This is a genomic window from Hoyosella altamirensis (assembly GCF_014191505.1).
In the GTDB taxonomy this organism is placed as follows: Bacteria; Actinomycetota; Actinomycetes; order Mycobacteriales; family Mycobacteriaceae; genus Hoyosella; species Hoyosella altamirensis.
Map to the genome: position 1 here is coordinate 709908 of NZ_JACHWS010000003.1, position 23903 is coordinate 733810.

A 23903-nucleotide genomic window follows, 5' to 3' on the forward strand; every position below is an offset into this window, starting at 1 on the left:
GTCTATTCCATATTGATAATCGTTTTCAATACAGCCCTAGACGCCTGCTTCTGCCGCGACCCTTCCGGTCTTCACCGCCTTAGCTAGGTTCTCGTAGTCCTTCTCCGCCTGATCGGCATATTTCAGTGCCCACACCGCGACCGCATCATCGAACGCCTCGGACTTACCCATGTACCCGCCGATCGTCGCGAACGCAGGACTCTGACTGTGGGCCCGCGCGAGCAGGCGGGCACACAGGGCGCCGTACAGGGGGAACTGCACTGCCGATAGCTCAGCAACCTCGACGGAGCCCTTCATATCGCGGAACTGCCGAACGTAATAGTCAACGCGACGAGTCAGTCCGCTCTCCGCCGTACCGCCCTGAATCCAGCCAAGGAATGGATCGGATTGCGCCTGCAGAATTCTCTGTCCAGCCACCACGCGGAAACCTTGCACGCCCTTATTGACGGCAGCCGCGCGTCCAGGCAGCGCGGATCGCCATCCCCCGAACGTTTCTAGCACCGAGGGCGGCGCCTCTTTCACCTGCAGAAAGAGCGGCTCATCACCCGGGCCTACGAATAGAGCCACGTAACACCGCGTGCCCACCGACCCGACCCCGACAACCCGCAGGACGTAGTCGACCAATCGGAACTGAGAGAGCAGCAGCGCCGTATCCGCCCGGAGCGTGCGGCTGTACTGCGCGAATAGGTCGTCAAGCTGCTCGATCGATGCGTGATCGACATGCTGGGTGACGGGCGGAACGTCTTTGATGCGCATGTCATCGGTCGATACCAGCTTGCTGAGAATTTGGTCTGATGTTCGGCTGCGCGCCTTCTTCACGGTGCGGCGCAGCACTTTCCGGTTCTTGGCTTTGATCGTCGCTTCCATCCAGTCAGTCTCTACCTGGAAGAAGTAGCGATCGATCGCGCTCATCTCACATAGCGTCCGCAGCGACTCACGGTAATTGCGCACCGCCGCGTGCACAGCATCCGAGCATGCCTTGTCCGAAAGGCCATTGTCGCGCCCGCCGACTACGACACTCGCCGCGAGGCGCTTCACATCCCATTCCCATGGCGCGTTCGACGCCTCGTCAAAATCATTGAGGTCAAAGAGAACCCGTCGCTCCGGGGAGGCGAAGAGCCCGAAGTTGGAGATATGCGCGTCCCCGCAGCACACCACCTGTTCGCCGATCACCGGGTCGTATTTGAGATCCGCCGCCATCACAGCCGCCGTTCCGCGGTAGTAGGCGAACGGTGACTGCAGCATCCGTCCGATGCGCACCGCGACAAGGTCGGCAAGTCTGGTCTTGTTTTGCGCCTCGAGAATCCCGAGTGGGTCCCGGTCATCGCTCAGAACCAGCATGCTGTGCGCACTTCTGGGCGTTCCGCCGCGCAGTGCTCGTCCCCTTGCCCACAACTCTTGCGCCACCGTCACGAACGCAATCGTAGGCAACCACGATCGGTCACCGAGGCGCTTCGGCACCAACTGCCAGACACGGCGCATAGGATCGGAGTGGCCGATTATCCAGCAGCCCCTGGAGCGTCAAATGAGCAACGTCGAAGCCGACCCAGCAGAACTGCGCTGTCCCGCGAACAACCCCGACCATGACGCGGAGGTGCAGATCCTCACTCCCCGGGACGTGCCCCTCGGGGGTCCGCGAGCTATGAAGGTGCGGCGCACACTTCCGCAACGCAACCGATCATTCATCGGGGCGTGGTGCTTCGTTGATCACTATGGACCCGACGACGTCACATCGTCAGGCGGGATGGACGTCGCGCCGCACCCGCATACCGGTTTGCAGACTGTCAGCTGGTTGTTCACCGGCGAGGTCGAGCACCGCGACAGTGGTGGCGTCCATGGCATGGTGCGTCCCGGCGAGATCAACCTGATGACGGGCGGCAGGGGCATCTGCCACTCCGAGGTATCGACGGCCCGAACCAGCGTCCTTCATGGCGTCCAGCTCTGGGTGGCGCTACCGGAAGAAGCACGCAACGCGCCGCGCGGCTTCCAGCACTACGCCCCTGACGTAGTCGATCTCGACGGTGCGTGCGTGCGCGTGTTCCTCGGGTCCCTTGCTGGGGATACGTCACCGGTCGATACGTTCACCCCGCTACTCGGCGCTGAGCTGCTCCTAGACTCGGGCGCCGAAATCACACTTACTGTGGACAGTTCCTTTGAACATGGCATCCTCGTCGATACCGGTGCAGTGTCAGTTCAGGGCCAGCCCGTCAAACAGGCAGAACTCGGCTATATAGCGCCTGGGTGCCCTGATCTGCGAATCGCGAGCCTGGCTAATGAACAAAGCCGAATCGTTCTCCTCGGCGGGCCGCCTTTCGAAGAAGAAATCATCATGTGGTGGAACTTCGTCGGCCGCACACACGACGAGATTGTTGCCTTCCGCGAAGCCTGGGAAGCAGGGTCCGACCAGTTCGGCGAGGTCAGCGGCTACGTAGGCGCCGTCTCGAGGCTGCCCGCGCCACAGCTGCCCAATGCGCAGCTCAGGCCGCGAAGCAACCCGAAGGGGTGAGTCTGGCTTCCTTAGCAACCGGGCCCCCCGCCGAAACTAGGGAGAGCCGGCCGCTCCTGCTGTCGTGATTCCGGACCACTTCTCCGCGGTGGCCTGGATTCGCTGGAGGGTCTCCTCCATGCCTTTACGCAGGACAGCGCGGTCGTCCTTGATGCCGTAAAGCGTGCCGATGATGAACCAGCCGACACGTGAGACCGGCTTGACGACGCGATAGGACTCGATCATCCGGGTGCCACCGTTCACGGGCTCAAAGCGGTACCGCCACTCGATAGTGCCAGCGAACGGTTCAGTACGCTCGAATGCGAACTCACGTCCTGGATCGACGACCGTGACGACCGGTTTGTTGAACCACGCCGGACCTCGGCCCATGGCGTTGACGGCCTTGAATCGGGCACCAACAGTGGGGCCCGTCGCTCCTCTGATCCACGTGACTTTCCTGATGTAGGGGCTGAACTCCGGCATACGGGTGACGTCGGCGATCAGCTCGTAGAGCGACTGTGGGTCGGCACGAATGACGAGGGCAGCCTCATCGTGGTCGAGTTCCTGGATCATTGTGTCTCCGTGGGTGTGGGCAGGTACGAGGAGAGAAACACGTCGACCGCTCGTTCGGTGAGGGAACTGAAGCGGCCAATACCGAAAGACACTGCGGGTTCGTTCGCGAGTTGCTGAGAAATGAGACCGCTGATCACAACGGTGAACAGGGTTGTGACCTCGTCTACGTCAGTGCCGGATTTGAGGTGGCCGAACCGGACATAGCGAGCGATCTCGTTGCGGAGCAATCGCATCGCTTCAACGTTTGGCGCGAAGGCCTCGGGACTCGGTTCGAAACCGGGCACGGGCCTCATGTACATCAGGTGTGCAACAGCAGGGTTCTCGACGCACCAGCGCACGATCACGACCGCGAGCGCCCTGAGCCCCTCGACGGCGGACGAGGATGTGTCCAGCGCTGGCTGGGCAGTGGCGAGCAAGTCACGGGCGCCCCTGGCGAACAGTTCGTCGTAGACCGAGTGAAGCGACGGGAAATACTTGTAGAGCGATGGGGGCCGAACGTGCATGCGGCGGGCAATCTCCGAGATAGACAGGGCGCCAACACCATCAACGGTCATGATCTCGACAGCGTGCTTAACGATCTCGTCGATCGTAGCCTGCCTGCGTTGACTAGCACGACTGCCGAGGCTATAGGTTGTAGCCATAGCTATACACTATAGCCGACACAGTTTTGAGTCAATTAAATTGCCAGACCGTAGAGGCGTACACCGCTATGCTCTGTGCTGCTGCTGACTGTCGTTCCATTCCGCCCAGCCTGCATAGCTTCCGGCCACTTCAAGGACGTGGTAGCCCTTTCGGCGCAGGGCGCTTGCGGCGACGGAGTTGCGCACACCGGACTGGCAGTATGTGGCGATCGTGCCGTCTGCGGGCAGTTGATCAAGGTGCCATAGGACGCGACCAGCGCTCAGTTGCTGTGAACCAGGAATATGCCCGTCGGCATGCTCCGTCTTGTTGCGCACATCGAGGAGCAGCTTGATGTCGCTGGTTTCGATTTCTGCGGGCGCGATCGTCTCAGGCATAGCCAGAGGGAGGCCCCTAAGATCGGAGGTGTAGCCCGCGAACCGGTCAATACCGACGCGTAGCAAGTGGTCACGCATGTGCTGCGCGGTCATCTGATCCGGAGCGAGGAGCACCAGTGGCTGCTCGTCTGTTTCGGGGTCATACACCCACGCGCCGTACGTAGCGGCCTTCTCTGGTCCTGGGATGTTCAGTGCGCCAGCCACTGTCCCGTCGTGGACGTCGGTGTGTGAACGGGAGTCAACGAAGACAGCTTCGCCAGCTTCCAGTGACCGCGCGATCGAGTCGTTCGTCAGCTGCGTGAGCGGCGGCAACACACCCAGAACCGCTGGGCCTTCCTTGTTCTGCCTCTTCATGCGTGCGAAGTACGCGTGCGCGTCCGGCTGACCGTTGAGCAGCTGGTCAACAAAGCCCTGCTCGTCGTCCTCACGCAGATAGGGCGCCCACCATGCATTCATCCGCTCGTATCCGACCGTAGTGGCTGGCAGCGCACCCAGCGCTTTACCGCAGGCGCTGCCCGCGCCGTGTCCCGGATACACCTGGACATAATCGGGAAGCGTGAGAAACATGTGCCGAAGGCTTGCGTAGATCTGCCGGGCCCCCGCAAAGCGCGTGTCGACTCCCCCGGCTGCCTCGTCAAGCAGGTCCGGACGGCCGAGGTCGCCTGCGAAGACGAAATCACCGGAGAGCAGGTAACCCGGGTGCCCACTGAACGCACCATCGGTGATCAGGAACGACAGGTGCTCGGGCGTATGCCCTGGCGTGTGGCGGGCCTGGATCGTGATGTTCCCGATCCTGATGGCGTCACCATCGAACAGCCGCGAGGCAGCGAAGCCATACTGCCAGTCGGCGCCGCCCTCACCAGACACATATATCTGCGCGTCCGTAGCAGCAGCAAGCTCGCGGGTGCCCGACAGGTAATCGGCATGGATGTGGGTTTCAGTCACGGCGACGATCTGCATCCCGTGCTGCTGCGCCAGGTTGAGGTATTCGCCGATGTCGCGGCGGGCGTCGACTACTACAGCCTCGCCTTTCGCCTGACATCCGACGAAATAGCTGGCCTGTGCCAGGTCGTGGTCGTAAATCCGCTCGAGCAGCATTGCGCCTCCTTCGTGATCGGAATCCGATCAATCGAAATATACCCCTAGGGGTATATACAAGGCCAGCTGCGCGATTATTCCGTGTCCGCGACTTCGCGCCTCAACTCGTCGTGAACTCCATCGGCTCAGCTTCCCCGAGTAGGGACGTCACATTGCCGATCAGTCCCTCGGCCGAGAGGTCGAGCTTTTGCCATACGGTGAAGTCGATCTCCCCAACCTTCGTCCACACGATGTTCGGGCTGAACGACGATTCGAATAGGTAAACACCCTCGGTGAGGTCAGCCAATGTGCGCCAGATCGTCGCGGATATATTGGGGCGCAACGGGTCCGGCTCCCCAAAGGGCTGCGCAGCATTACGCATCACGCTGAGCAGTGCAGCATACGCCCGGGGCCGTGTTTCCGCGGGCGGAAGCCGGTCAAGGTAGTAGCTTGCGCGCACAAAGCGGTCAGCGGCTTCAGTCGTGCCCGGCAGCGGTTCCGTTCCCCCGAACCCTTCATATCGCTGCCGTAACTTCAGCTGTTCATCGAACGGCGGCGAGTTCGTCATAACGGTGTGCGTGGGGTCGTGATAGACATGCACAGAACCGTCGACGTACTGGATGATCGCGGAGTCGCCACTTCGATCGTCAAGCGCAAGATGCACCGTCGCTTCCAGCTGCGACCGTGGCTCGATCAACGAGCGGATCTGAAAGTTTTTCTCCTCCATGAGTTTCAGACATTCATCGACAGTCGCACAGGTGTCGAGAAACAATTGCGCCCACAGCGACACCGCCAGCGCTGGCCGTGACGCATCCCGCTCGCCGTAGTCCGATTCTGCGAGCCACAACAAATGCGCCGCGAGTCCAGCCTCGTTGACGCCATCTGAAGCGGCCATGTCCCACACCGCTGCGACGACACTTCCGTAGCCCGCGGTCCACGTCAGCGGGTTAGCATCCGCGCCGTGGCCCACTCGTTGCACGCCTCGCGGTGACACCCACAGGTTGGTGTCCATTTCCTCGCGCCAGTCCATGTTCCGGCCCACGAGAACACCGTGACCGCTTGCTGTCCATAACGCCCGTGTACACATCGTTTGCGCCCCTCGCTGCGGATCCTGTGGCTGCCATTCTTCCCGGGGCCAGGCCGAGAAGGGCCAGAAGGCGCGTATTAGTAACAGAAAGTCACCGATGGGTGGCGCCGTGAACGACGCGTCCGTTCACCACTGTCATCCGGACACTCATTTCCCGCAGAGACTCCGCACCCGACTCGAACGGGTTGTCATCGAGGACGACGAAATCGGCGGCGAGCCCCGGGCGCAGCTGACCGGTCAGGCTCTCCCAGCGGCACGAATAGGCCGCGTCACGCGTCGCATGTGTGAGTGCCTCCACCATCGGCAGCGCATACTGCGGGAGGTTCGCGGGCAACTCCGGGTCGATCGCTGACTTGCGCGTCGTGGCAATGTACATGTTGGGCAGCGGGGGGTGCGGCGCGGTTGGTGCATCCGATCCCAGCGCGAGCACCGCTCCCGCATCAGTAATCTCAGGCCAAGGGAATCCACGTTTGACGCGATGATCGCCCAGCATTGCACGCCAATTGTCTTGAATCGCCGGGTCGGCATGCACAGGTTGCATTGACGCCACCACACCGAGCCGGGCAAGTCGCTGTACGTTTTCTTCCGTCACCGTCTCGAGATGCTCGATTCGGTGTCGGCGCGACTTCTCACCATTGACGTCGATGGCGTATTCGACCGCGTCGAGCGCGATCTCTGATGCTTCGTCACCGATGGCGTGCATCGCGATTTGCAGCCCAAGCGCGTCGGCCTCCGCGACAACAGGCCGGAGCGCTTCGCGATCCCAGATTGGCCCCGAGTGAGAGCCGTCCGAGTAGGGCTCTTTCATTGCAGCAGTACAGCTGTCGATGACACCGTCGAGAATCAGTTTGATGCCGACGACATCTAGCCAAGGTCCGTTGTGTACTTGGCTGATTCTTGCGGCTTCTCGGACTTGACGTAGGTTCGCCTCAACGGACTCTTCGCGGGTGATCAGCCAGTGCGCGGCCACACGCATCGGCAGTGAGCCGTCAGCCCGCCGCGCCCGGTCGAGCGTGGCAAGATCCTCGGGATTCATCGCCATATCGATAGCGCTGGTGACACCATCGCGCAGATAGTGGTCGAACGCTGCTGAGAGCGCTTTGTCTCGGTCGTCGTCACTCACGCCGCGCGCGAGGTGCGGCCAGACCAGAGTTGTCACTGCCGTTTCGTACAGCATGCCCGTGGGCTGGCCTGCGCCGTCGCGTTCGATCCGTCCGCCGATCGGATCGGGTGTGCCACTATCTATGCCGAGTTCGCGCAGCGCCGCACTGTTCACCCACGCGGAGTGACAGTCGTTTGAGTCGAGGTAAACAGGACGGTCAGATATCACTGCATCAATGATGTCTTTCGACGGCGGCTCTCCGTGCAGCGCCGTGTGAAGCCAACTACGACCGAGTATGTGTCTCGCTGCAGGATCCGCTTCGGAGGCTGCCCTGAGCCGTGCCTGGATGTCCGGAACGTCTCGAGCATCAAAAAGGTCCACCTTGTGCATGGCCTGCCCCATCATCACCAGGTGCGTGTGCGCGTCGACGAAGCCTGGCAGCACGAATGCGCCATCGAGACCGATGACCTCAGCATCAGGCGCATGTTTTTCCGCGTCGGCGATGGATCCGGCGAACACGATCCGCCCGTCCTCTACTAGCAGCGACGTCGCCCATCGTTCATCGCTAGCGGTGAAGATGCGCCCGTCCCGATAGTGGGTAATCATTGGAATCTCCCAGTTGGTAACAGATCAGAATGCGTTAAGCACATCGCTGGGCGCGGCTTTGAACGCTTGAGTCTCTCGGTCTTCGCAGTGTGCCTTCTCCACTCGCGTCGACAATCGCGCGATTACGACAAGTGGCACGAGGAGCACGAAACTGAACGCAGCGAGAACCACACCGAGCACCTGGTAGCCCGCCGTTTCAGCGAGGAAGGTGCCGAACATCGGCGCGAAAGCCGAGCCAATAAGGTAGGTCCCCAGGATTGATGACGACCAGCGCCCGCTCGGATCAAGACCGGCCGCGATCGCGATGATGTAAATGAACGCGGCAACGTAGAGGGTGTTCCAGGCAACGATGATCGCGAGGTACGGGATCGCTGATGTGCTCAGTGTCGCGGCTAGCTTCAGTACGCCACCGGCTACAAGAAGTACTCCCACCGGGATGGCGCGTCCGAACCGGGCTCCGATCACGGTAAGTGCCAACGCCGCGGCGATACCGCCAGCGGTGGACAGGCTGAGTGCGAGACCCATTTGGTGATCTGTAAGAGCGGCCTGCTCTTGCCCCATCACTCCTGACACAGCCCACAGCGCGTCCTCACCAACGGCCCAGAGCGCGAAGCAACACAAAAGCGTGACGCCCGCGACAGTCATCATCCGAGGCGACAGGGAGGACACTTCCTTCAGCGAGGACGTTTCCCATGATTCCTCTGACGCAGACGGCGGCATTGGCAGCCATGTCACCGTGACGGCAGCAGCGAGTGCGAGCACAGCCACGATGCCGAACGCGTTCGTCATGTTGAGGCCAACGATCGGGACGAGCGCGAGCACAATCGTCACGACAATCCGGTTAACGAGGCCGCAGATACTCGAGACCCGGTTGGGGTTGATGAAAGCGGCGAGCGAGGCGCCGCCGACGGCGACCGCGCCGCCACTGCCTACACCGCCGATGATGACGAAGACGGTGGCCATGACGGGCGTGGTGCTAAAAGCTGTGCCCGCGAAGCCTATCGCCATCACGACCAGACCAATTCGGCCCAGATGGTACCTGCTGGCGTGTGTGGCCCACCGGCTCACAAACAAGCACGTCAGGGCACATGCAAGCAAGCACATAGTCATGATCGTCCCTGCGCGAGCGGATGACATGCCCAGCTCATCCACCATCACAATGATCATGAGAGGTATCAGGTTGGCCGTCATGTACCCGACGACGCAGACTCCGAACGTTGCTGTTCCGCTGCGCAGAGCGAGGGGAACACGGTTGTATGTCACCGGCGGCACTCCAGAAGACGAAGATCGATAATGAATGACGTTCGTTTAGTATGGGCACACCATGACGTGAATCACAAGACCTATACGAATGTGATTCGTATAAGTCCAATCCGCTCGCTATCCCTCAGCCCGCTCTGCGGCTGCCGACAACAGTTCGACGTACGAATCCAGTCCCCATGTCAGAGAGAGCGCTGTGGGCGGCGACACGGAGGCGATGAACGCAGTACCGACGACCTCAGCGACCGCGCCCCTCTGCACCTGATCCATCAACTCGGCTTCCGGCGAGGCGAGAAACGCCGCTGACTCTTCGGGAGTGTCGGAATACGTCACAAGCACGTCGCTAGTGAGATCACCCAGTCGCTCCTTGCTCAGCGTGAAGTAAAACGTCGAATCACCACTGGCCAGTTCATCAAGGCTGTCTGCGGTCACGAAGCCGAGATCGAGCATGAACGCAACCCTGGGGTCCGCCGGCTTGTACACATAAAACGCTTCGGGGGTGTCCCACACCATCGCTACTGATTTACCCCGCAGTACCGGGTTCTCGGCGGCTTTGGCGGCAACCTGAACGTCGATGTCTTCTAATAACTCCGCCGCTTTCGCTGAGCGCCCAAGCGCGTCACCGACAATGCGGATAGTGTCACGCCACTCTGTCGCCCACGGCTGATCGGGGTACGCCACGGTGGGAGCAATCTGCGACAACAGTTCGTACTCCTGCTCCGTAATGCCTGAGTACACGGCGAGAATCAGATCGGGCTCAGCGGCAGCAATCGCCTCGAACGGCACCTCGGTGACATTGGGCAACACTGTGGGCGTGTCCGCACCCTGTTTGTCGAGCGCATCCCGGATCCAGGGCAGCACCCCCTCTTCGTCGCCGCCATAACTCTGAAACGGGATGGCTGCGGGAACCACGCCTAGCGCGATCGCAGCGTCGGCGCTGCCCCAGCCCCACGTCACCACGCGATCCGGCGGCTCCGGAATCGCAGTGTCGCCGAACGCATGCGAAACGGTGACTGGCCCCGCTTCACCCCCCGATCCACCGGGACCATCGGGGCTATTGCCGCACGCCGCAAGCACGAACAGGAGCACAGCAAGCACCGAGGCCCTCACGCCGCGCTGAGCCCGAAGTCGACAACCGATCCGCATCATTCACTCCCGAGATGTTCTGACAACGGATCGAAACAATATCTCCGACGAGCGTTCTACGGTGAAGTACCTGTCTGAACTGGTCAGATAGGAGAAGGTGCGAGCCCCACTGCAGCGACGAGCCGCTGAGTGTAGGGGTGCTGTGGCGCGCCGAGAACCTCACCGGCGGGACCTTGCTCGACAATCCGCCCTTGCCACATCACGGCGACCCGGTCCGAATATTGGCGCACCAGCGGCAAGTCGTGCGACACCATCAGATACGTCAGGCCCAAGCTCTGGCGCAACGTGTCAAGCAGCGCCATGATCTCGGACCTCAACGCCATGTCCAGGGCCGAAACTGGCTCGTCGAGCAGCAGAATTCTCGGTTCGAGCGCGAGCGCCCGGGCGATCGCGACGCGCTGCCGCTGACCGCCTGACAACTGGCGAGGTCTGCGTTCTGCGAAGTCATCTGTCAGACCGACGATCCGCAGCAACTGCGGAACGCGGGCATCCACACCTGCAACCCGGTGAATGTGCAACGGCTCGGCGACGATTGATGCAATCGACATCAGTGGGTCGAGCGAGTCACCCGGGTCCTGCAGGACGATTTGGACTTCGCGTCGCAAGTTCTGCCGCTCAACTCGGGAGAAAGTGGACGGATCCTCTCCGAAAATGCTCAGCACTCCGGGCGGTGCTGTACCGGCGTGCAGGATCTCACGCAGCAAGGTTGACTTGCCCGCCCCAGACTCGCCGACAATCGCGAATGCTTCCCCGGCACGCACCGCAAAGGTCCCGTCTTTCAGCGCCGTCACCTTCCGTTCGCGTAGACGCCGTGCACGAAACGTCCGCGTCAGGCCCGCCACGGACAACGCGACCGGGCCAGTCAGTGCGGGACGGTCGACGGACTCCCAGCGCGGGGTCGCCGCCACCATAGCCTGCAATTCCGCACTTCGCGGCGCCGCAATGACCTCCCGAACGGTACCGTGCTCGACCACTGATCCACCTTCGAGCAGAACCAGTTCGTCGCAATACCGCTCGACAAGCGAAACGTCATGGGTGATGAAGAGAATTGCGGTGCCCGTTTCGCGCTGCAGTTCACCGAAAAGCTCCATGATCTGAGCTGCGATCGTAGGGTCCAGTGCACTTGTCGGCTCGTCAGCAATCAACAGGTCAGGTTTATTGATCATCGCCATCGCAATTGCTACGCGCTGCCGCATCCCACCGGAGAATTCGTGCGGATAGCTCCGCGCCCGTTGCCCGGCGTCCTCGATACCCACTCGCGTGAGCATCGCGACCGCCCGCTTCCAGGCATCTGCACGCGAAACACGTTGATGAATTCGCACCGCTTCGGCAACTTGCGCGCCGACAGTATGCACCGGGGTGAGTGAAGCAAGGGGATCCTGTGACACCAACGTCAGCCGACGGCCCCTCAGCCGCGATAATTCCCGGTCGCCTAGACCGAGTATCTCCTTGCCTCCCAGGCATACTGAGCCCGACGCCCGCAATTCATGTCCGAGCAGTCCCATCACCGCCAGCGCAGTGAGCGATTTACCCGATCCTGACGCGCCAACCAACGCGAGCGTACGTCCTTTGCAGAGCGTGAACCCTATGTTGTTGACTAGCGTTTGCGAGCCGGTCCGCACCGTCAAATCCCTGACCTTGAGAACGCTTGTCATACCAGTGCCGCCTTGCTTGATTCGCGGTCGATCGTCCTGCGCAATCCCTCACCGATCAGGCCGACAGCCATCACGGTGGTGATGAGGAACGCGACAGGTACCAGGAAAACCCACGGGTAGGTGATTGCCGAGTTACTGCCAATTCCGATCAACGTGCCCAGCGACACGTCAGGCGGACGCACACCGAATCCGAAATAGCTGAGCCCTGCCTCCGCGATCACCGCGACACCCACATTGATGGTGCAGTCGATGATGAGAAGCGGCGCCATGTTCGGAATCAGGTGCGTACGGATGACACGCGGGCCGCGCGCCCCCATGTATTCAGCGGCGCGAACAAACCCGCGCTCCCGCAGGCTCATGGCACGGGCACGCACGATCCGGGAAGCGAGCGTCCACTGAAACATGGCAATGACGACAACGAGCAATAGCCAGGACTGTCCGCGCAGCACCGGGGACATGACGGCGACGATGAGGAATGTCGGAAGAATCAACAGCATGTCCACGCACCACATCAGGCCCCGGTCGACTCTGCCGCCGTAGTAGCCAGCGAGGGTTCCGACGATGGCAGCGACTGCGGTGGACAGCACCGCGACTGCCAGCCCGATCAGAAGTGACTTCTGCAGTCCCCGCATGGTTTGTGCGAGTAGATCCTCACCGAGGCGGGAGGTGCCCAGCCAATGCTCCCAAGAAGGTGGCTGCAGTACCGCGGCGTGGTTCTGCGCAATGTGATCGTGTGGGTAGAGCCACGGCCCAAGGAAAGCGATTCCAACGATCATCAACAAGACTGCGGAACCAGCCAGCGTAAGCGGGTGCTTCACGTGGCACCGTCCGTCCTGATGCGCGGATCAAGCATCACGAGGACGATGTCCGAGAGCCAGCCTGCGATCACGATCACTACACCGATGAACAGCGTGACCATGGCGACAATCCGTGCGTCATGATCGTGGATGCCGGTTAGCAGCCAGTCCCCCATGCCGTGCCAGCCGAAAATGCGTTCGGTGAACACGCCACCGACGATGTGCAGGCCGAAACTGAACGCGAACAGCGACACCATAGGTATGAGGGCCACGCGAAGCGCGTGAATGCGCACGGCCTGGCGCCAGCGGAGACCTTTGGCGCGGGCTGTCCGCACGAAATCACTGTTCAGAATCTCGAGCATCGCGGCGCGCTGGTAGCGGCTGAAATAGGCGATTTGCGGCAGCGCGATCGCAAGAGTCGGCAGAACCATGTGCCGTATCCGGTCGAGCACCGCCTCCCATCCGGTGTAGTTCGCGCCGACAGTGCTTTCCCCGGAGAAGTAGAGGATCTGCGTCCCCGCCGCCTCGTTGATGGGTAGCCAGAGCAGCTTGAGCAGAGTCCCAAGGACGAACACCGGTATCGCGAGGAGTGCCAGAGTCCAGAACATCGTGAGGTGGTCGCTGGCGTGGCGTGAATTCAGCGCGCTGCGTACCCCTACGACAACTCCCAGGAGGATCGCGACGATGCTGCCCGCGAAGAACAGTCGCATGCTCGTTCCCGCCCGGGACCATAGCTCATCTCCGATCGGACGGCCACCGACTGTCGTTCCGAAGTCACCCGATGGGAAGCCAGCGATCCACTCGAGGAAGCGCAGCGGAATCGGTGAGTCGAGGGCGAGCCTCGCTGCCTGAGCTTCCAGAACGCCAGGCGGTGGCGGCGGCTGGCGCATCTGGAGCTCAGCCATTGGGTCGAACGTCATTGATGCCAAAGCGAACGCAAAGAACGTGGCCGCCAGACACAGCAGGACACGACCTGCAAGCCGTCCCGCGAGGTACTGGCTGGCCGCGGCGGTGCGGGTCACTTCACCCAGCCAGCCTTCGCGAACCCGTAGTGAGCAAGCCCTCGAGCGCCGTAGTTGGCGAGGCCTTCACGAACCGCGTACGCGCCTGATTCCGCGTAAAGCGGGATGTGGTGCGCGTACTCCCAAGCGAGCCGATCAATTTCGTTGGCGATCTCGTTGCGCCGGTCCGTATCAAGCTCTGCGAGTCCTTCGTCGTAGAGTTCCTCGACTCCGGGAACGACAACTCGGCCGAAGTTCGAACCGAAGTCCTCTCCGTCGGGAGTCTGGAAGACCGGCCGGTCGTGAGCGAACGGGGATGCGGACTTGGTCCACTCGAACACAGCGAGGTCAAACGCGCCAGGTAGCAGGTAGCCGTCGTAGAACTGATCGGATGGGACCGACACCACGTCGACGTGGACACCAACCTCGTTCAGCTGGTTGCGGATCACTCCCGAAACTGTGTCGAACACCGGTGCCGACTGGGCGATGAGCCGCAGGCTCAGACGTTCGCCATCCTTGGCGCGGAAGTCCCCGTCGAGTGACCATCCGAGTTCATCCAGTGCGCTCGCGGCAGCTTCGGGGTCGTACGGAAGGACATTTGAGTTGTCCTCATAGCCCGGATCAGTGGGCGGGAGAATATGGTTGCCGACGGCTTGAGCACCGGGCGAGATCGTACCCAGCACGACATCAGTGACCCCCTGCGGGTTGATTGCCTGGGCGATCGCCTGCCGTAACTCGAGGTCATTGAGCATCGCGTCATCGGAACCGTTCAGCGTGAGCTGCCCAGCGCGCCGCTCCGGGGCGGTGCGGACCTCGACGCCGCTCATGTTCTGCGCTCGGGTGTACAGGTCGACATTCCCGCCGATCGGATACAGGTCGATGCCCCCATTGGCGAGTTCATCCGCGCGTGCTGAAGCGTCAAGTGCGCGGAAGATGATGCGATCGAGCGGCGGAGCGGCGGACCACCACTCGGGGTTACGTTCGAGGACGATCGCCTTCGCAGTGTCGTCGATGCTTTCCACCTGGAACGGTCCTGAGGTGATCGTCGGACCGTTCATCCAGCCTTCGTTGAACTCCTCCGCGTCCCCCGTGACTTCCAGCGGGAGGAGGAGGTTGAAGAGGCCCTCCCACTCGGCGAATGTGTTCTCGAACGTGAGGATGGCTTCCTTGTCTGTCTCACCGCGTTCGACTGCGGCGACATCGCTGTAGCCGACCGTGCTGTAGCCCTCGAACGCCTCGTCGCTGCCACTGAGTGCACTCACCTGCGAGGCGAGATCTTCCCAGGTGAGCGGGCGACCGTTGCTCCAGACAGCGTCATCGTTGATCTTGTACGTAATTGTTTGCGGGCTGTCCGCCGTCAGCTCGGCGGAGTCGAAGAACGCGGTGTTCAGCTCATGCCCGCCGTCCGCACCATCGAGGTGAACGCTAGGCAGGATGGCTTCCGCCAGCTGCCAGGTCACGAGGCGCGCGCCATTGATCTGGATCGGGTTGTAGTTGGTGGGCAGCGCGTCGACTGGGATGCGCAGGTCTCCCCCGTCCTGTAGGGATGACGGGTCTTGTGGATTGATGCTCTGCGCAGCTGCGGCGCCGGTGACGCCGGGTGAATCGGTTTCCGATGAGCCGCACCCGGTCAGAGCAAGCGCAGCGGCAATGACAACCGCTCCACCTCCTCGCAACCAAGACGCAGCTGATGAACGTGTCGTCACAAAGAGTCCTTCCCCCGAGATTGAGCACGCCGACGGTGCTTACCGCACGGGAGTATATAGTAACGACAATCGTTTTCAATAATTGCGCTGCTGGCTCCTAGAAACGAAAAAGCTCCGGTAGGCGCGGACTACTGGAGCTTTCGGCGCGTAAGCGTTCAGTCTTCGTCGTTCCTGCCGGGGAACTCCCCGGCCCCCAACGCCTCAGGCCAGGGTTCATCCTTCCCGAGCACGTGGCGTGACAGGAACGCATTGACAGTCTGGTACCAGACCTTCGCGTGCGGCGGACTCAGAATCCAGTGGTTCTCAGAGGGGAAATACAAGAACTGATGGTCCGAAACCCCCTGGTCATCCGCGGGCAGCGCGGACTCGGCATTCAGTTCGTACCAGAGGCGCAGCGCCTCACCGATCGGCACCCGGTAATCCTTGTCCCCGTGGATCACAAGCATTGGGGTTCTGATGTCGGCCACGTACAGGTGCGGCGAGTTCTCGACCGCCATCTCGGGCGTCATTTCCCGGGCCCAGAACCACGCGGCGTCAGTCGTCGGTCCAAACTGATCGAGCGCCCAGAGGCTCGCGTGCGTCACAATCGCCTTGAACCGGTCTGTGTGACCAGCGATCCAGTTCGCCATGTAACCGCCAAACGAACCGCCCATCGCCGCAGTTCGCGCAGCATCAATTTCGGGGCGCTGCTCAGCAGCATCCGTGAGCGACATAATGTCGGTATACGGTTCTTTGCCCCACCGACCCCAACCGCGCTGAATGAACTCCTGCCCGAAGCCCGTCGACAGCGCCGGGTCGGGAAGCAAGACGGCGTACCCATGCGCGACCATCAGCCAAGGATTCCAGCGCCATTGCCACGAGTTCCAGGAATTCAGCGGCCCCCCATGAATCCACACAAGCAGCGCAGCCGGGTTCGTTTCCGACGCATCGGATGGCTGGGCGAGCCAGGCACGCAGCGGCGTCCCGTCCTCAGCTGTCGTCATCACTTCGGTCACCACACCGGGGACGGGCGGCGCCTCCGTCACCGGACCGGGCAATTCCCTCACCTCGCCGGTCGACAATTCGATGCGGACCGGATGCGGCGGACGAGAAATGGCGGCACGAAGCGCGTACACAGCGTCGCCCTCGGGTGCAACCACCACGTCTGAGTACGCCCCGTCATCTTCAGTGAGCTGCTGAACCTCTCCTGGGGTCGTCACGGGCACCAGGAAGATCGGACAGCGACTGTAATGATCAGCTGTGACAACCAGTGAGTTGCCGTTTGGCAGCCACCGGATCGACGTCGGCCACCGCTCCCAGTCCTGCGCGATCTGCGCGTTCTCACCGGTTCTGAGGTCATGAATATGCAGAGTGACTCTAGGGGGTGTTTCAGGGTCACCGTGAGCTTCACGCACGTACGCGACGAGGTTGCAGTCAGGAGAAATCGCAGGCGCGCCGAAATCGGCGTCCGTCTCATCGACGATGACTGATCGCTCACCTGAGTCCGCGTCTATACGCACAAGCTGGGTCCGCTGGCGGGCCAGCGGACCGGCGATCTGCCATGTCGACACCAAGAACGAACCGTCAGCGCTGAGATCTGCGCGCGCCTCCCGAAGCCCCGGCCCGGCTGCTATCCGAGTGAATTCCCCGGATGCGGGACCCGATCGAAGTCCGGGAACCTCGGGTCCAAGGTCGTGATCCCAGTAGCGGACCGGGTAGGCGGTGTGAACTATGGCATTGACTTTCGACTCTTTGCGCAGTTTGCGCAGCTTCGCGTCGTCGTCGTCCGTGGCGGTGTGAGGATAGGTAGTCGCGGTGAACACCACCCGGTCCGCGCCCGTAGCCGCAAGGGCTGACGCCACCCCGCCGGGCGGGTTCGCGATCTCGTACGCCTCACCACCGCGGGCGGGAAGACACCAAAGCGAAGCTGGCGCGTCATCATCTTTCCCGCGCGCGGAGACAAACAACAGGTCCCCATCAGTTGTGAAGACCGGTGCGGCATCTCCCTTCAGCCCTGCAGTGATTTGACGGGCACTGCGCTTGCCCGCGGGGTCAACTTCCCAGAGAGCACCTATGAACTTCGTCGCGTCGTCGTTTATTTGCTCCACCCGTGTCACGAGCCGCGTCCCATCCGGCGAGATCACGAGTCCCGCCACTCGCGGGATTCGCAGGTATTCGTCGAGGCTGTGGAACGCGGATGCAGCGGTATCAGTCACAGTGTCGTTGTTACCATGGCTCACTGTCTTCTTCTCCTTCGAGCCTTGCAGTCCCGCTAGTTCACCGGGAGTGTTGACGTTGATCAGCTGCCGAGCGCGAGCGGACACATCCACCGAGACCGTGGTCAACGTGTCAACAAATCCGTACAAACTGCGCCGTCCCCCAACTGCATAGGAACGAGCCTTGGGGAGCGCAGACACTTTGTAGACCCCTGCAAGGGGCTGTAGCCGGGAGCCATCGTGCGCCAGCACCGCATCGGTCCCGTCGGCCTGGCAGTGCTGAGCGAGCAGAGTCACCAGTTCCGCTTCGATCAGCGGCATGTCCGTCGCACAGACGAAAGCCCAGACATGGCCACCCTTTTCCGCCGCCTCAAGCCCAGTGATCAATCCTTGGAGAGGCCCGTGGTGTGCGACGGGATCGCGGACGACCGTCGCGTTGACTTCAGGCACCGTCTGACGCGGCGCCGCCACGACAAATACATCGGCACACACCGGACGCACGGTCTCGACGACCGCGGCGAGGAAAGTGGAGCGCTCCCACGGGAGTGACGCTTTATCCCGACCCATTCGCAGCGATGCGCCACCGGCGAGGACTATCGCCGCGGGACGGACGTGCTGAGTCACGACCGGCCAGTGAGGAATCCGACGGCCGCGACGTAGCCATAGACACCGAGACCACAGATGACGCCCTCAGATATGCCCGACACGTAGGAGCGGTGGCGGAACTCCTCACGCTTGTGAATGTTGCTGATGTGAACCTCGACGACCGGCGCTTCAACAGTGACGAGCGCGTCCCGCAGCGCCACCGACGTGTGGGTGAGCCCACCCGGGTTAATCACCAGACCAGCGCAGGTCTGCCTAACCTCGTGAATCCAGTCGATGAGCACACCCTCATGGTTGCTTTGACGCGCATCGATCGTGAATCCGCATGGACCTGCGGCCTCCTGACAGAGTCGCTCCACGTCAGCGAGGGAGTCACTGCCGTAAATGTCGGGCTGCCGCTGGCCAAGGAGGTTCAGGTTAGGCCCGTTTAAGACGACGATGGTGCCGCTGCTACCGGCACCATCAATCTCACTGCTCTTCATCGTTACGCGGACTTGTCCCGGCGCTCAGGTGACTCCGCGCGGCGCGGAATAATTGTCGGGTTGACGTTTTCCCGGACTGTCGCGCCCGTGACGACGACCTTCGCCACGTCATCACGGCTGGGAATGTCATACATAACCGGGAGCAGCACTTCCTCCATGATTGCGCGGAGGCCACGCGCTCCGGTGCCCCGCAGAATCGCTTGGTCAGCCACTGCCTCGAGCGCATCCTGGGTGAATTCGAGTTCGACGTTGTCCATCTCGAATAGCCGAGTGTACTGCTTGACCAGTGCGTTCTTCGGCTCAGAGAGAATCTCGACGAGGGAATGCTTGTCGAGATTCGTCACCGAAGCAACAACCGGCAACCGGCCGATGAACTCTGGAATCAAACCGAACTTGATCAGGTCCTCGGGCATAACTTCGGCGAAGTGGTCTGTGGTGTCGACATCCGCCTTGGAGCGCACATCCGCGCCAAAACCGATCCCCCGCTTGCCCACGCGGTCGGACACGATCCGTTCGAGGCCTGCGAACGCTCCAGCAACGATGAAGAGCACGTTGCTCGTGTCGATCTGAATGAACTCCTGGTGCGGGTGCTTACGGCCGCCCTGCGGAGGGACGCTCGCCTGGGTGCCCTCAAGGATCTTCAGCAGGGCCTGCTGGACACCTTCACCCGAGACATCACGAGTGATCGACGGGTTCTCGCTCTTGCGGGCGATCTTGTCGACCTCATCGATGTAAATGATGCCGGTCTCGGCGCGCTTGACGTCGTAGTCCGCAGCCTGGATGAGCTTGAGGAGGATGTTCTCCACATCCTCGCCGACGTATCCCGCTTCGGTCAGTGCAGTAGCGTCAGCAATCGCGAAGGGAACATTCAGCATCTTCGCGAGGGTCTGAGCCAGGTATGTCTTTCCGCAACCGGTCGGGCCGAGCATCAGGATGTTTGACTTCTGCAACTCAACGCCGTCGTTGCGGGCGTCGCGCGCCTTGTCACCAGCCTGTACGCGCTTGTAGTGGTTGTACACGGCAACAGCGAGAGTGCGCTTGGCCATGCCCTGGCCAATTACGTACTGGTCGAGGAACTCGTGGATTTCAACGGGCTTAGGCAGCTCATCGAGTTTGACGTCGCTCGCTTCAGCGAGTTCCTCTTCGATGATCTCGTTGCACAAGTCGATGCACTCATCGCAGATGTAAACGCCAGGGCCAGCGATGAGCTTTTTGACCTGCTTCTGACTCTTTCCGCAGAACGAGCACTTCAGCAGATCGCCCCCGTCGCCGATGCGCGCCATAACCGTGCTCCCTACTTCCCTATCCTCGCCCGTGCAACCCCCGAAAGCGGGCCGCATTCATACGCAGCGGTGTTGACCGGCTTCTCCTGACCGTACTCGCCACAGGCGTGGCTGGTCTAGGTTATGCACCATCCGCTTGACGTGTTCTCGCAGTGTGATCGCCCGCGCCTTCCGGGTTCACCCTGGGACTCCAAGCCTCGCTGCTACATGGCCCGCAGGGCGGTAACTTGTAACAGTCCGGCGTGTCGTCCCAGGATAGCGTGCAGCGCTCACACCGGCATCAGATAAACACCCGCGGATACGGCCGGGGGCCGTACCCGCAAGTCGCTGATCACTGAGTGGTCAGTGACAGCTTCCGGTATTCAAGGACGTTGTCGATGATCCCGTAGTCCTTCGCCTCTGCAGCGGTGAGGATCAGATCACGATCACTGTCCTTGCGGATCTGCTCAGCAGTCTTCCCGCTGTGGCGCGACAGCGTCGTCTCCATCAGCCGGCGCATGCGCTCGATTTCCCGAGCCTGGATCTCGAGGTCCGAGACCTGGCCTTGCATGCCGCCGGTGGACGGCTGGTGGATGAGAACGCGAGCATTCGGCAGTGCCAGCCGCTTGCCGGGCGAACCAGCTGCAAGCAGTACAGCAGCTGCCGAGGCGGCCTGGCCGAGGCAGACCGTCGTGATGTCAGCTCGCACGTACTGCATCGTGTCGTAGATCGCCATCAGCGAGGTGAACGAGCCGCCCGGAGAGTTGATGTACATCGTGATGTCACGGTCCGGGTCCTGTGACTCGAGCACCAGCAACTGCGCCATCACATCGTTCGCGGACGCATCGTCAACCTGCACGCCGAGGAAGATGATTCGCTCCTCGAACAGCTTGTTGTATGGGTTTGATTCCTTGACGCCGTAGCTTGAGTGCTCGATGAAAGAGGGCAGAATGTAGCGCGACTGAGGGCCAAGCGCCGACGGTGAATGGGGCAGCATGTTGGGGTTAATCGTCATGACTTTCTCCACAGGTCTCGAGGAAGGGTGAGTACTTTCTGGGTGCCTGCGCCGCCCGGTTAGCGGCCCACCCCGCCGGACTGCGCTGCACGACTGATCACGTGGTCGACAAAGCCGTATTCTTTGGCCGCCGTTGCCGTGAACCAGCGGTCACGGTCTGAGTCCTCGATGATCTGCTCGACAGACTGGCCAGTGTGCTCGGCAATAAGCTCAGCCATTTCTCTCTTCGTATACGCGAACTGCTCCGCCTGGATCGCAATGTCAGCCGCCGTACCGCCGATACCGGCAGAGGGCTGGTGCATCATGATGCGGGCGTGCGGCAATGCGAATCGCTTGCCGGGCGTGCCCGCGGAGAGCAGGAACTGCCCCATCGACGCCGCGAGGCCCATCGCGTATGTCGCGATGTCACACTCCGCGTACTGCATGGTGTCGAAGATCGCCATGCCCGAGGTGACTGAGCCACCGGGTGAGTTGATGTAGAGCGAAATGTCGCGTGTGGGGTCTTCCGCAGAGAGCAGGAGAATCTGCGCACACAGCTTATTGGCGATCTCGTCATCAACCTGTGATCCCAGGAAGATGATGCGTTCCTGCAACAGCCGCTCGAACACCGAGTCTGAGAGGTTCATTCCGTATGAAGTGGTACGCATCTCTGGGTTCTGCGCGGGAATCTGCACGGTCACGGGGCCTGCCTTCCGGGTACGAAGAACGTTGAGCCGGGAACATCTCGGTCTGCCGCGCCGGAACGGCGCGCCATCCGAGATGGCCCAGCCAAAACTTACTGACGTCGACACTAACGAACGTGGGCGGCACCAGTATCCCGGTACCGCCCACGTTCGCTGTAAGCGTCATGAATTGGCTTACTTGCTGGCTTCCTCAGACTCTTGTTCTGAGGGCTCAGCAGCGTCCTCGCCTGCTGTTTCCTCGGTCTGCTCTGCGTCCGGCTCGGCAGATCCGAAGATTTCTGTTGTATCGATGTCGTTGCCGTCTGAATCCTTGACGGCAACCTTCCGGATCACCTCAACAAGGGCCTTGGTGCGGCGCGCATCAGCGAAGATCGATGCCAGCCCATTCGGCTGCTTCTGCAGTTCCTGAATGAACTGCTGCGGCTCCATGCCGTAACGCTGTGCCTCGAAGAAGATCCGCTCGAACAGCTCTTGCTGCCCGACGGACACCTCGTCGGTGTCAGCAATGGTGTCGAGGAGGAGTTGGGTCCGGATGACCTTCTCCGCGGCCTCGCGGGAGTCCTTGTCGAATTCCTCGCGGGTCTTGCCCTGCGCCTCGAGGAGGCGGTTGAGCGTGTCCTCGTCGTGGTCCAGTGCATGGACAGCGTTGTGCAGTTGCTCATCAACCTGCGACTGGACGACATTCTCAGGTACAGGAATATCAACGGCGTCGAGCAGGGCCTCTACGACCTTGTCGCGGATCGTGTTGCCGAGCTGCGATTTCTTCGACTGCTCAGCCTTACTGCGGAGGTCTTCGCGGAGCTCCTCAACGGTATCGAATTCACTCGCCATGGAGGCGAAGTCATCGTCGACCTCAGGAAGCTCACGAACCTTGACCGAGCCAATAGTGACCGCGACGACAGCATCTTCACCCGCATGGTCTCCGGCGAGCAGCTTCGTGGTGAACTCAGTCTGCTCCCCGGCCTTGAGCCCGAGCACAGCTTCGTCGAGACCTTCGATGAGCTGACCGGAGCCCACCTCGTGGGACAGCCCAGACGCCGTCGCATCGTCAACGGCTTCACCGTTAACCGTCGCGGCGAGGTCGAGGGTCACAAAGTCGCCATTTTCGATGCCACGGTCCACGGGGTTAAGCGTGCCGAAGCGCTTGCGCAGCTCTTCGAGCTCTTCCTCAACGTCAGCTTCGGAGACCTCGGAGATTTCCACGGAAACCTCGAGCGACTCGTAATCAGGCAGGGCAACTTCGGGACGCACGTCAACTTCTGCGGTGAACGCGAAGTGGTCGCCATCCTCGATCCGTGTCACCTCGATCTCAGGCTGGCCGATTGCCTTGACGTCTGCTGAGCTCACAGCTTCGGAGTAACGCCCAGGGAGCGATTCGTTGATGACCTGCTCAAGGACGGCGCCGCGACCCACGCGTGCGTCGATGATGCGTGCGGGTACCTTGCCGGGCCGGAAGCCTGGAACACGAACCTGCTGCGCGAGCGCCTTATAGGCGCGGTCAAAATCCGCCTTCAGCTCCTCGAACGGCACCTCGACACTGATACGTACTCGCGTCGGGCTCAGCTGCTCGACGGTGCTCTTCACGGACATACTCCTGCCTGATTCTTCGTCTGCCAAAATCTGGTTGCCAAATTATCGTTGTGGTGAATGCCACCAATCGTGATGACATGGCGCTGTCGTGGCATGGAGCCGCTGGACGCATTTCTGCGCCCAGCGCCACCACCGTCGGGGTGACAGGATTTGAACCTGCGACCCTCCGCTCCCAAAGCGGATGCGCTACCAAGCTGCGCTACACCCCGTAAACCGCTTTAGCTGTCACCGAGACGACTTTAGCGACTCTCAGCGACGGCTCCAGCAGACTACCGCCCGACAGACTACCCCGCGGTTCGCCGCACGGAACACCTAGCCCGCAGTTTGCTGACCGCGAAGATGGTTTTTGTCACCGCCGCGACGATCCTACGTGGAGAGCTTGGCGTTTCCAAAGTAGGTTCGGTACAGTCACTCCTCGCACACGTCGAACGTGTCGATGCGGGCGTAGTTCAATGGTAGAACCTCAGCCTTCCAAGCTGATGGTGCGGGTTCGATTCCCGTCGCCCGCTCTCACTCTCCGAGAGCTTCGCGAAATGCTGTTCGCGAATGTTTCAAGTTTCGA

19 protein-coding genes, 2 tRNA genes and 1 pseudogene are annotated in these 23903 nt (G+C 61.5%); 2 read left to right on the forward strand and 20 right to left on the reverse strand.

Going from position 1 to position 23903, the window contains the following annotated elements; translation table 11 throughout:
- Positions 1 to 36: 36 nt before the first annotated feature.
- The gene (locus tag FHU29_RS17410) at positions 37 to 1413 is read right to left on the reverse strand and encodes a DUF2252 domain-containing protein (RefSeq protein WP_232322891.1); all 1377 of its coding nucleotides are present in this window, start codon (positions 1411 to 1413) and stop codon (positions 37 to 39) included.
- A gap of 112 nt (positions 1414 to 1525) precedes the next feature.
- On the opposite strand from FHU29_RS17410, the gene FHU29_RS17415 reads away from it, so the two are divergent.
- A complete protein-coding gene (locus FHU29_RS17415; protein WP_064439337.1) occupies positions 1526 to 2506 on the forward strand; it encodes a pirin family protein in 981 nt (326 codons plus the stop codon).
- A 36-nt stretch (positions 2507 to 2542) separates the two neighbouring features.
- Here the strand turns inward: FHU29_RS17415 and FHU29_RS17420 are convergent, their stop codons facing one another.
- The 19 genes and pseudogenes from FHU29_RS17420 to FHU29_RS17505 form a co-directional block, all read right to left on the reverse strand.
- Positions 2543 to 3058: an SRPBCC family protein gene (locus FHU29_RS17420; RefSeq protein ID WP_064439338.1), complete on the reverse strand. Its 516-nt coding sequence runs from the start codon at positions 3056 to 3058 to the stop codon at positions 2543 to 2545.
- A complete protein-coding gene (locus FHU29_RS17425) occupies positions 3055 to 3699 on the reverse strand; it encodes a TetR/AcrR family transcriptional regulator (protein WP_064439339.1) in 645 nt (214 codons plus the stop codon). Before FHU29_RS17425 ends, FHU29_RS17420 begins: the two co-directional genes overlap by 4 nt.
- Before the next feature lie 66 nt (positions 3700 to 3765).
- Positions 3766 to 5172: an MBL fold metallo-hydrolase gene (locus FHU29_RS17430; RefSeq protein ID WP_064439340.1), complete on the reverse strand. Its 1407-nt coding sequence runs from the start codon at positions 5170 to 5172 to the stop codon at positions 3766 to 3768.
- A 100-nt stretch (positions 5173 to 5272) separates the two neighbouring features.
- Positions 5273 to 6238, reverse strand: coding sequence for a linear amide C-N hydrolase (locus FHU29_RS17435; protein WP_064439341.1), 966 nt, complete (start codon positions 6236 to 6238; stop codon positions 5273 to 5275).
- 91 nt (positions 6239 to 6329) lie between these two features.
- Positions 6330 to 7946 carry an amidohydrolase gene (locus FHU29_RS17440; protein WP_064439342.1) on the reverse strand — a complete coding sequence of 539 codons (1617 nt, stop codon included), beginning with the start codon at positions 7944 to 7946 and terminating at the stop codon, positions 6330 to 6332.
- A 24-nt stretch (positions 7947 to 7970) separates the two neighbouring features.
- On the reverse strand, positions 7971 to 9209 hold the full coding sequence (locus FHU29_RS17445) for an MFS transporter (protein WP_232322893.1): 1239 nt from the start codon (positions 9207 to 9209) through the stop codon (positions 7971 to 7973).
- 117 nt (positions 9210 to 9326) lie between these two features.
- A complete protein-coding gene (locus FHU29_RS17450; protein WP_232322894.1) occupies positions 9327 to 10304 on the reverse strand; it encodes an iron-siderophore ABC transporter substrate-binding protein in 978 nt (325 codons plus the stop codon).
- A gap of 131 nt (positions 10305 to 10435) precedes the next feature.
- A complete protein-coding gene (locus tag FHU29_RS17455; protein WP_064439345.1) occupies positions 10436 to 12007 on the reverse strand; it encodes a dipeptide ABC transporter ATP-binding protein in 1572 nt (523 codons plus the stop codon).
- Complete coding sequence (locus FHU29_RS17460) at positions 12004 to 12825, reverse strand: ABC transporter permease (protein ID WP_064439346.1); 822 nt, start codon at positions 12823 to 12825, stop codon at positions 12004 to 12006. The genes FHU29_RS17455 and FHU29_RS17460 overlap by 4 nt, the downstream gene beginning before the upstream one ends.
- Positions 12822 to 13826, reverse strand: coding sequence for an ABC transporter permease (locus tag FHU29_RS17465; protein ID WP_064439347.1), 1005 nt, complete (start codon positions 13824 to 13826; stop codon positions 12822 to 12824). Before FHU29_RS17465 ends, FHU29_RS17460 begins: the two co-directional genes overlap by 4 nt.
- A complete protein-coding gene (locus FHU29_RS17470) occupies positions 13823 to 15511 on the reverse strand; it encodes an ABC transporter family substrate-binding protein (protein ID WP_083962181.1) in 1689 nt (562 codons plus the stop codon). Before FHU29_RS17470 ends, FHU29_RS17465 begins: the two co-directional genes overlap by 4 nt.
- A 155-nt stretch (positions 15512 to 15666) precedes the next feature.
- Positions 15667 to 17706 carry a S9 family peptidase gene (locus FHU29_RS17475; RefSeq protein WP_064439518.1) on the reverse strand — a complete coding sequence of 680 codons (2040 nt, stop codon included), beginning with the start codon at positions 17704 to 17706 and terminating at the stop codon, positions 15667 to 15669.
- A 159-nt stretch (positions 17707 to 17865) separates the two neighbouring features.
- Positions 17866 to 18330, reverse strand: a pseudogene (gene mobA / locus FHU29_RS23375) (molybdenum cofactor guanylyltransferase); the annotation flags it as partial.
- Positions 18327 to 18791, reverse strand: coding sequence for a type II 3-dehydroquinate dehydratase (gene aroQ / locus FHU29_RS17480; RefSeq protein WP_064439348.1), 465 nt, complete (start codon positions 18789 to 18791; stop codon positions 18327 to 18329). The pseudogene mobA and the gene aroQ, both read right to left, overlap by 4 nt.
- Before the next feature lie 2 nt (positions 18792 to 18793).
- Entirely contained in the window at positions 18794 to 20074 is a 1281-nt protein-coding gene (clpX, locus tag FHU29_RS17485) for an ATP-dependent Clp protease ATP-binding subunit ClpX (protein ID WP_064439349.1), read from the reverse strand.
- Positions 20075 to 20405: 331 nt separating this feature from the next.
- Positions 20406 to 21068: an ATP-dependent Clp protease proteolytic subunit gene (locus FHU29_RS17490; protein WP_064439350.1), complete on the reverse strand. Its 663-nt coding sequence runs from the start codon at positions 21066 to 21068 to the stop codon at positions 20406 to 20408.
- Between the two features lie 59 nt (positions 21069 to 21127).
- Complete coding sequence (locus FHU29_RS17495) at positions 21128 to 21715, reverse strand: ATP-dependent Clp protease proteolytic subunit (protein ID WP_041451546.1); 588 nt, start codon at positions 21713 to 21715, stop codon at positions 21128 to 21130.
- Between the two features lie 210 nt (positions 21716 to 21925).
- Positions 21926 to 23335 carry a trigger factor gene (tig, locus tag FHU29_RS17500; protein WP_064439519.1) on the reverse strand — a complete coding sequence of 470 codons (1410 nt, stop codon included), beginning with the start codon at positions 23333 to 23335 and terminating at the stop codon, positions 21926 to 21928.
- Between the two features lie 141 nt (positions 23336 to 23476).
- A tRNA-Pro gene (locus tag FHU29_RS17505) sits at positions 23477 to 23550 on the reverse strand.
- 229 nt (positions 23551 to 23779) lie between these two features.
- Here FHU29_RS17505 and FHU29_RS17510 point away from each other — a divergent pair.
- Positions 23780 to 23850: transfer RNA gene (locus tag FHU29_RS17510), tRNA-Gly, on the forward strand.
- Positions 23851 to 23903: the final 53 nt, after the last annotated feature.

What these genes read in the sequence shown, in the direction of transcription:
- FHU29_RS17440 (WP_064439342.1), bottom strand. Translation starts at nt 7,946, where the DNA reads ATGATTACCCACTATCGGGACGGGCGCATCTTCACCGCTAGCGATGAA.
- FHU29_RS17420 (WP_064439338.1), bottom strand. Translation starts at nt 3,058, where the DNA reads ATGATCCAGGAACTCGACCACGATGAGGCTGCCCTCGTCATTCGTGCC.
- aroQ (WP_064439348.1), bottom strand. Translation starts at nt 18,791, where the DNA reads ATGAAGAGCAGTGAGATTGATGGTGCCGGTAGCAGCGGCACCATCGTC.
- FHU29_RS17490 (WP_064439350.1), bottom strand. Translation starts at nt 21,068, where the DNA reads ATGACGATTAACCCCAACATGCTGCCCCATTCACCGTCGGCGCTTGGC.
- FHU29_RS17495 (WP_041451546.1), bottom strand. Translation starts at nt 21,715, where the DNA reads ATGCGTACCACTTCATACGGAATGAACCTCTCAGACTCGGTGTTCGAG.
- FHU29_RS17435 (WP_064439341.1), bottom strand. Translation starts at nt 6,238, where the DNA reads ATGTGTACACGGGCGTTATGGACAGCAAGCGGTCACGGTGTTCTCGTG.
- FHU29_RS17455 (WP_064439345.1), bottom strand. Translation starts at nt 12,007, where the DNA reads ATGACAAGCGTTCTCAAGGTCAGGGATTTGACGGTGCGGACCGGCTCG.
- FHU29_RS17425 (WP_064439339.1), bottom strand. Translation starts at nt 3,699, where the DNA reads ATGGCTACAACCTATAGCCTCGGCAGTCGTGCTAGTCAACGCAGGCAG.
- FHU29_RS17430 (WP_064439340.1), bottom strand. Translation starts at nt 5,172, where the DNA reads ATGCTGCTCGAGCGGATTTACGACCACGACCTGGCACAGGCCAGCTAT.
- clpX (WP_064439349.1), bottom strand. Translation starts at nt 20,074, where the DNA reads ATGGCGCGCATCGGCGACGGGGGCGATCTGCTGAAGTGCTCGTTCTGC.
- FHU29_RS17415 (WP_064439337.1), top strand. Translation starts at nt 1,526, where the DNA reads ATGAGCAACGTCGAAGCCGACCCAGCAGAACTGCGCTGTCCCGCGAAC.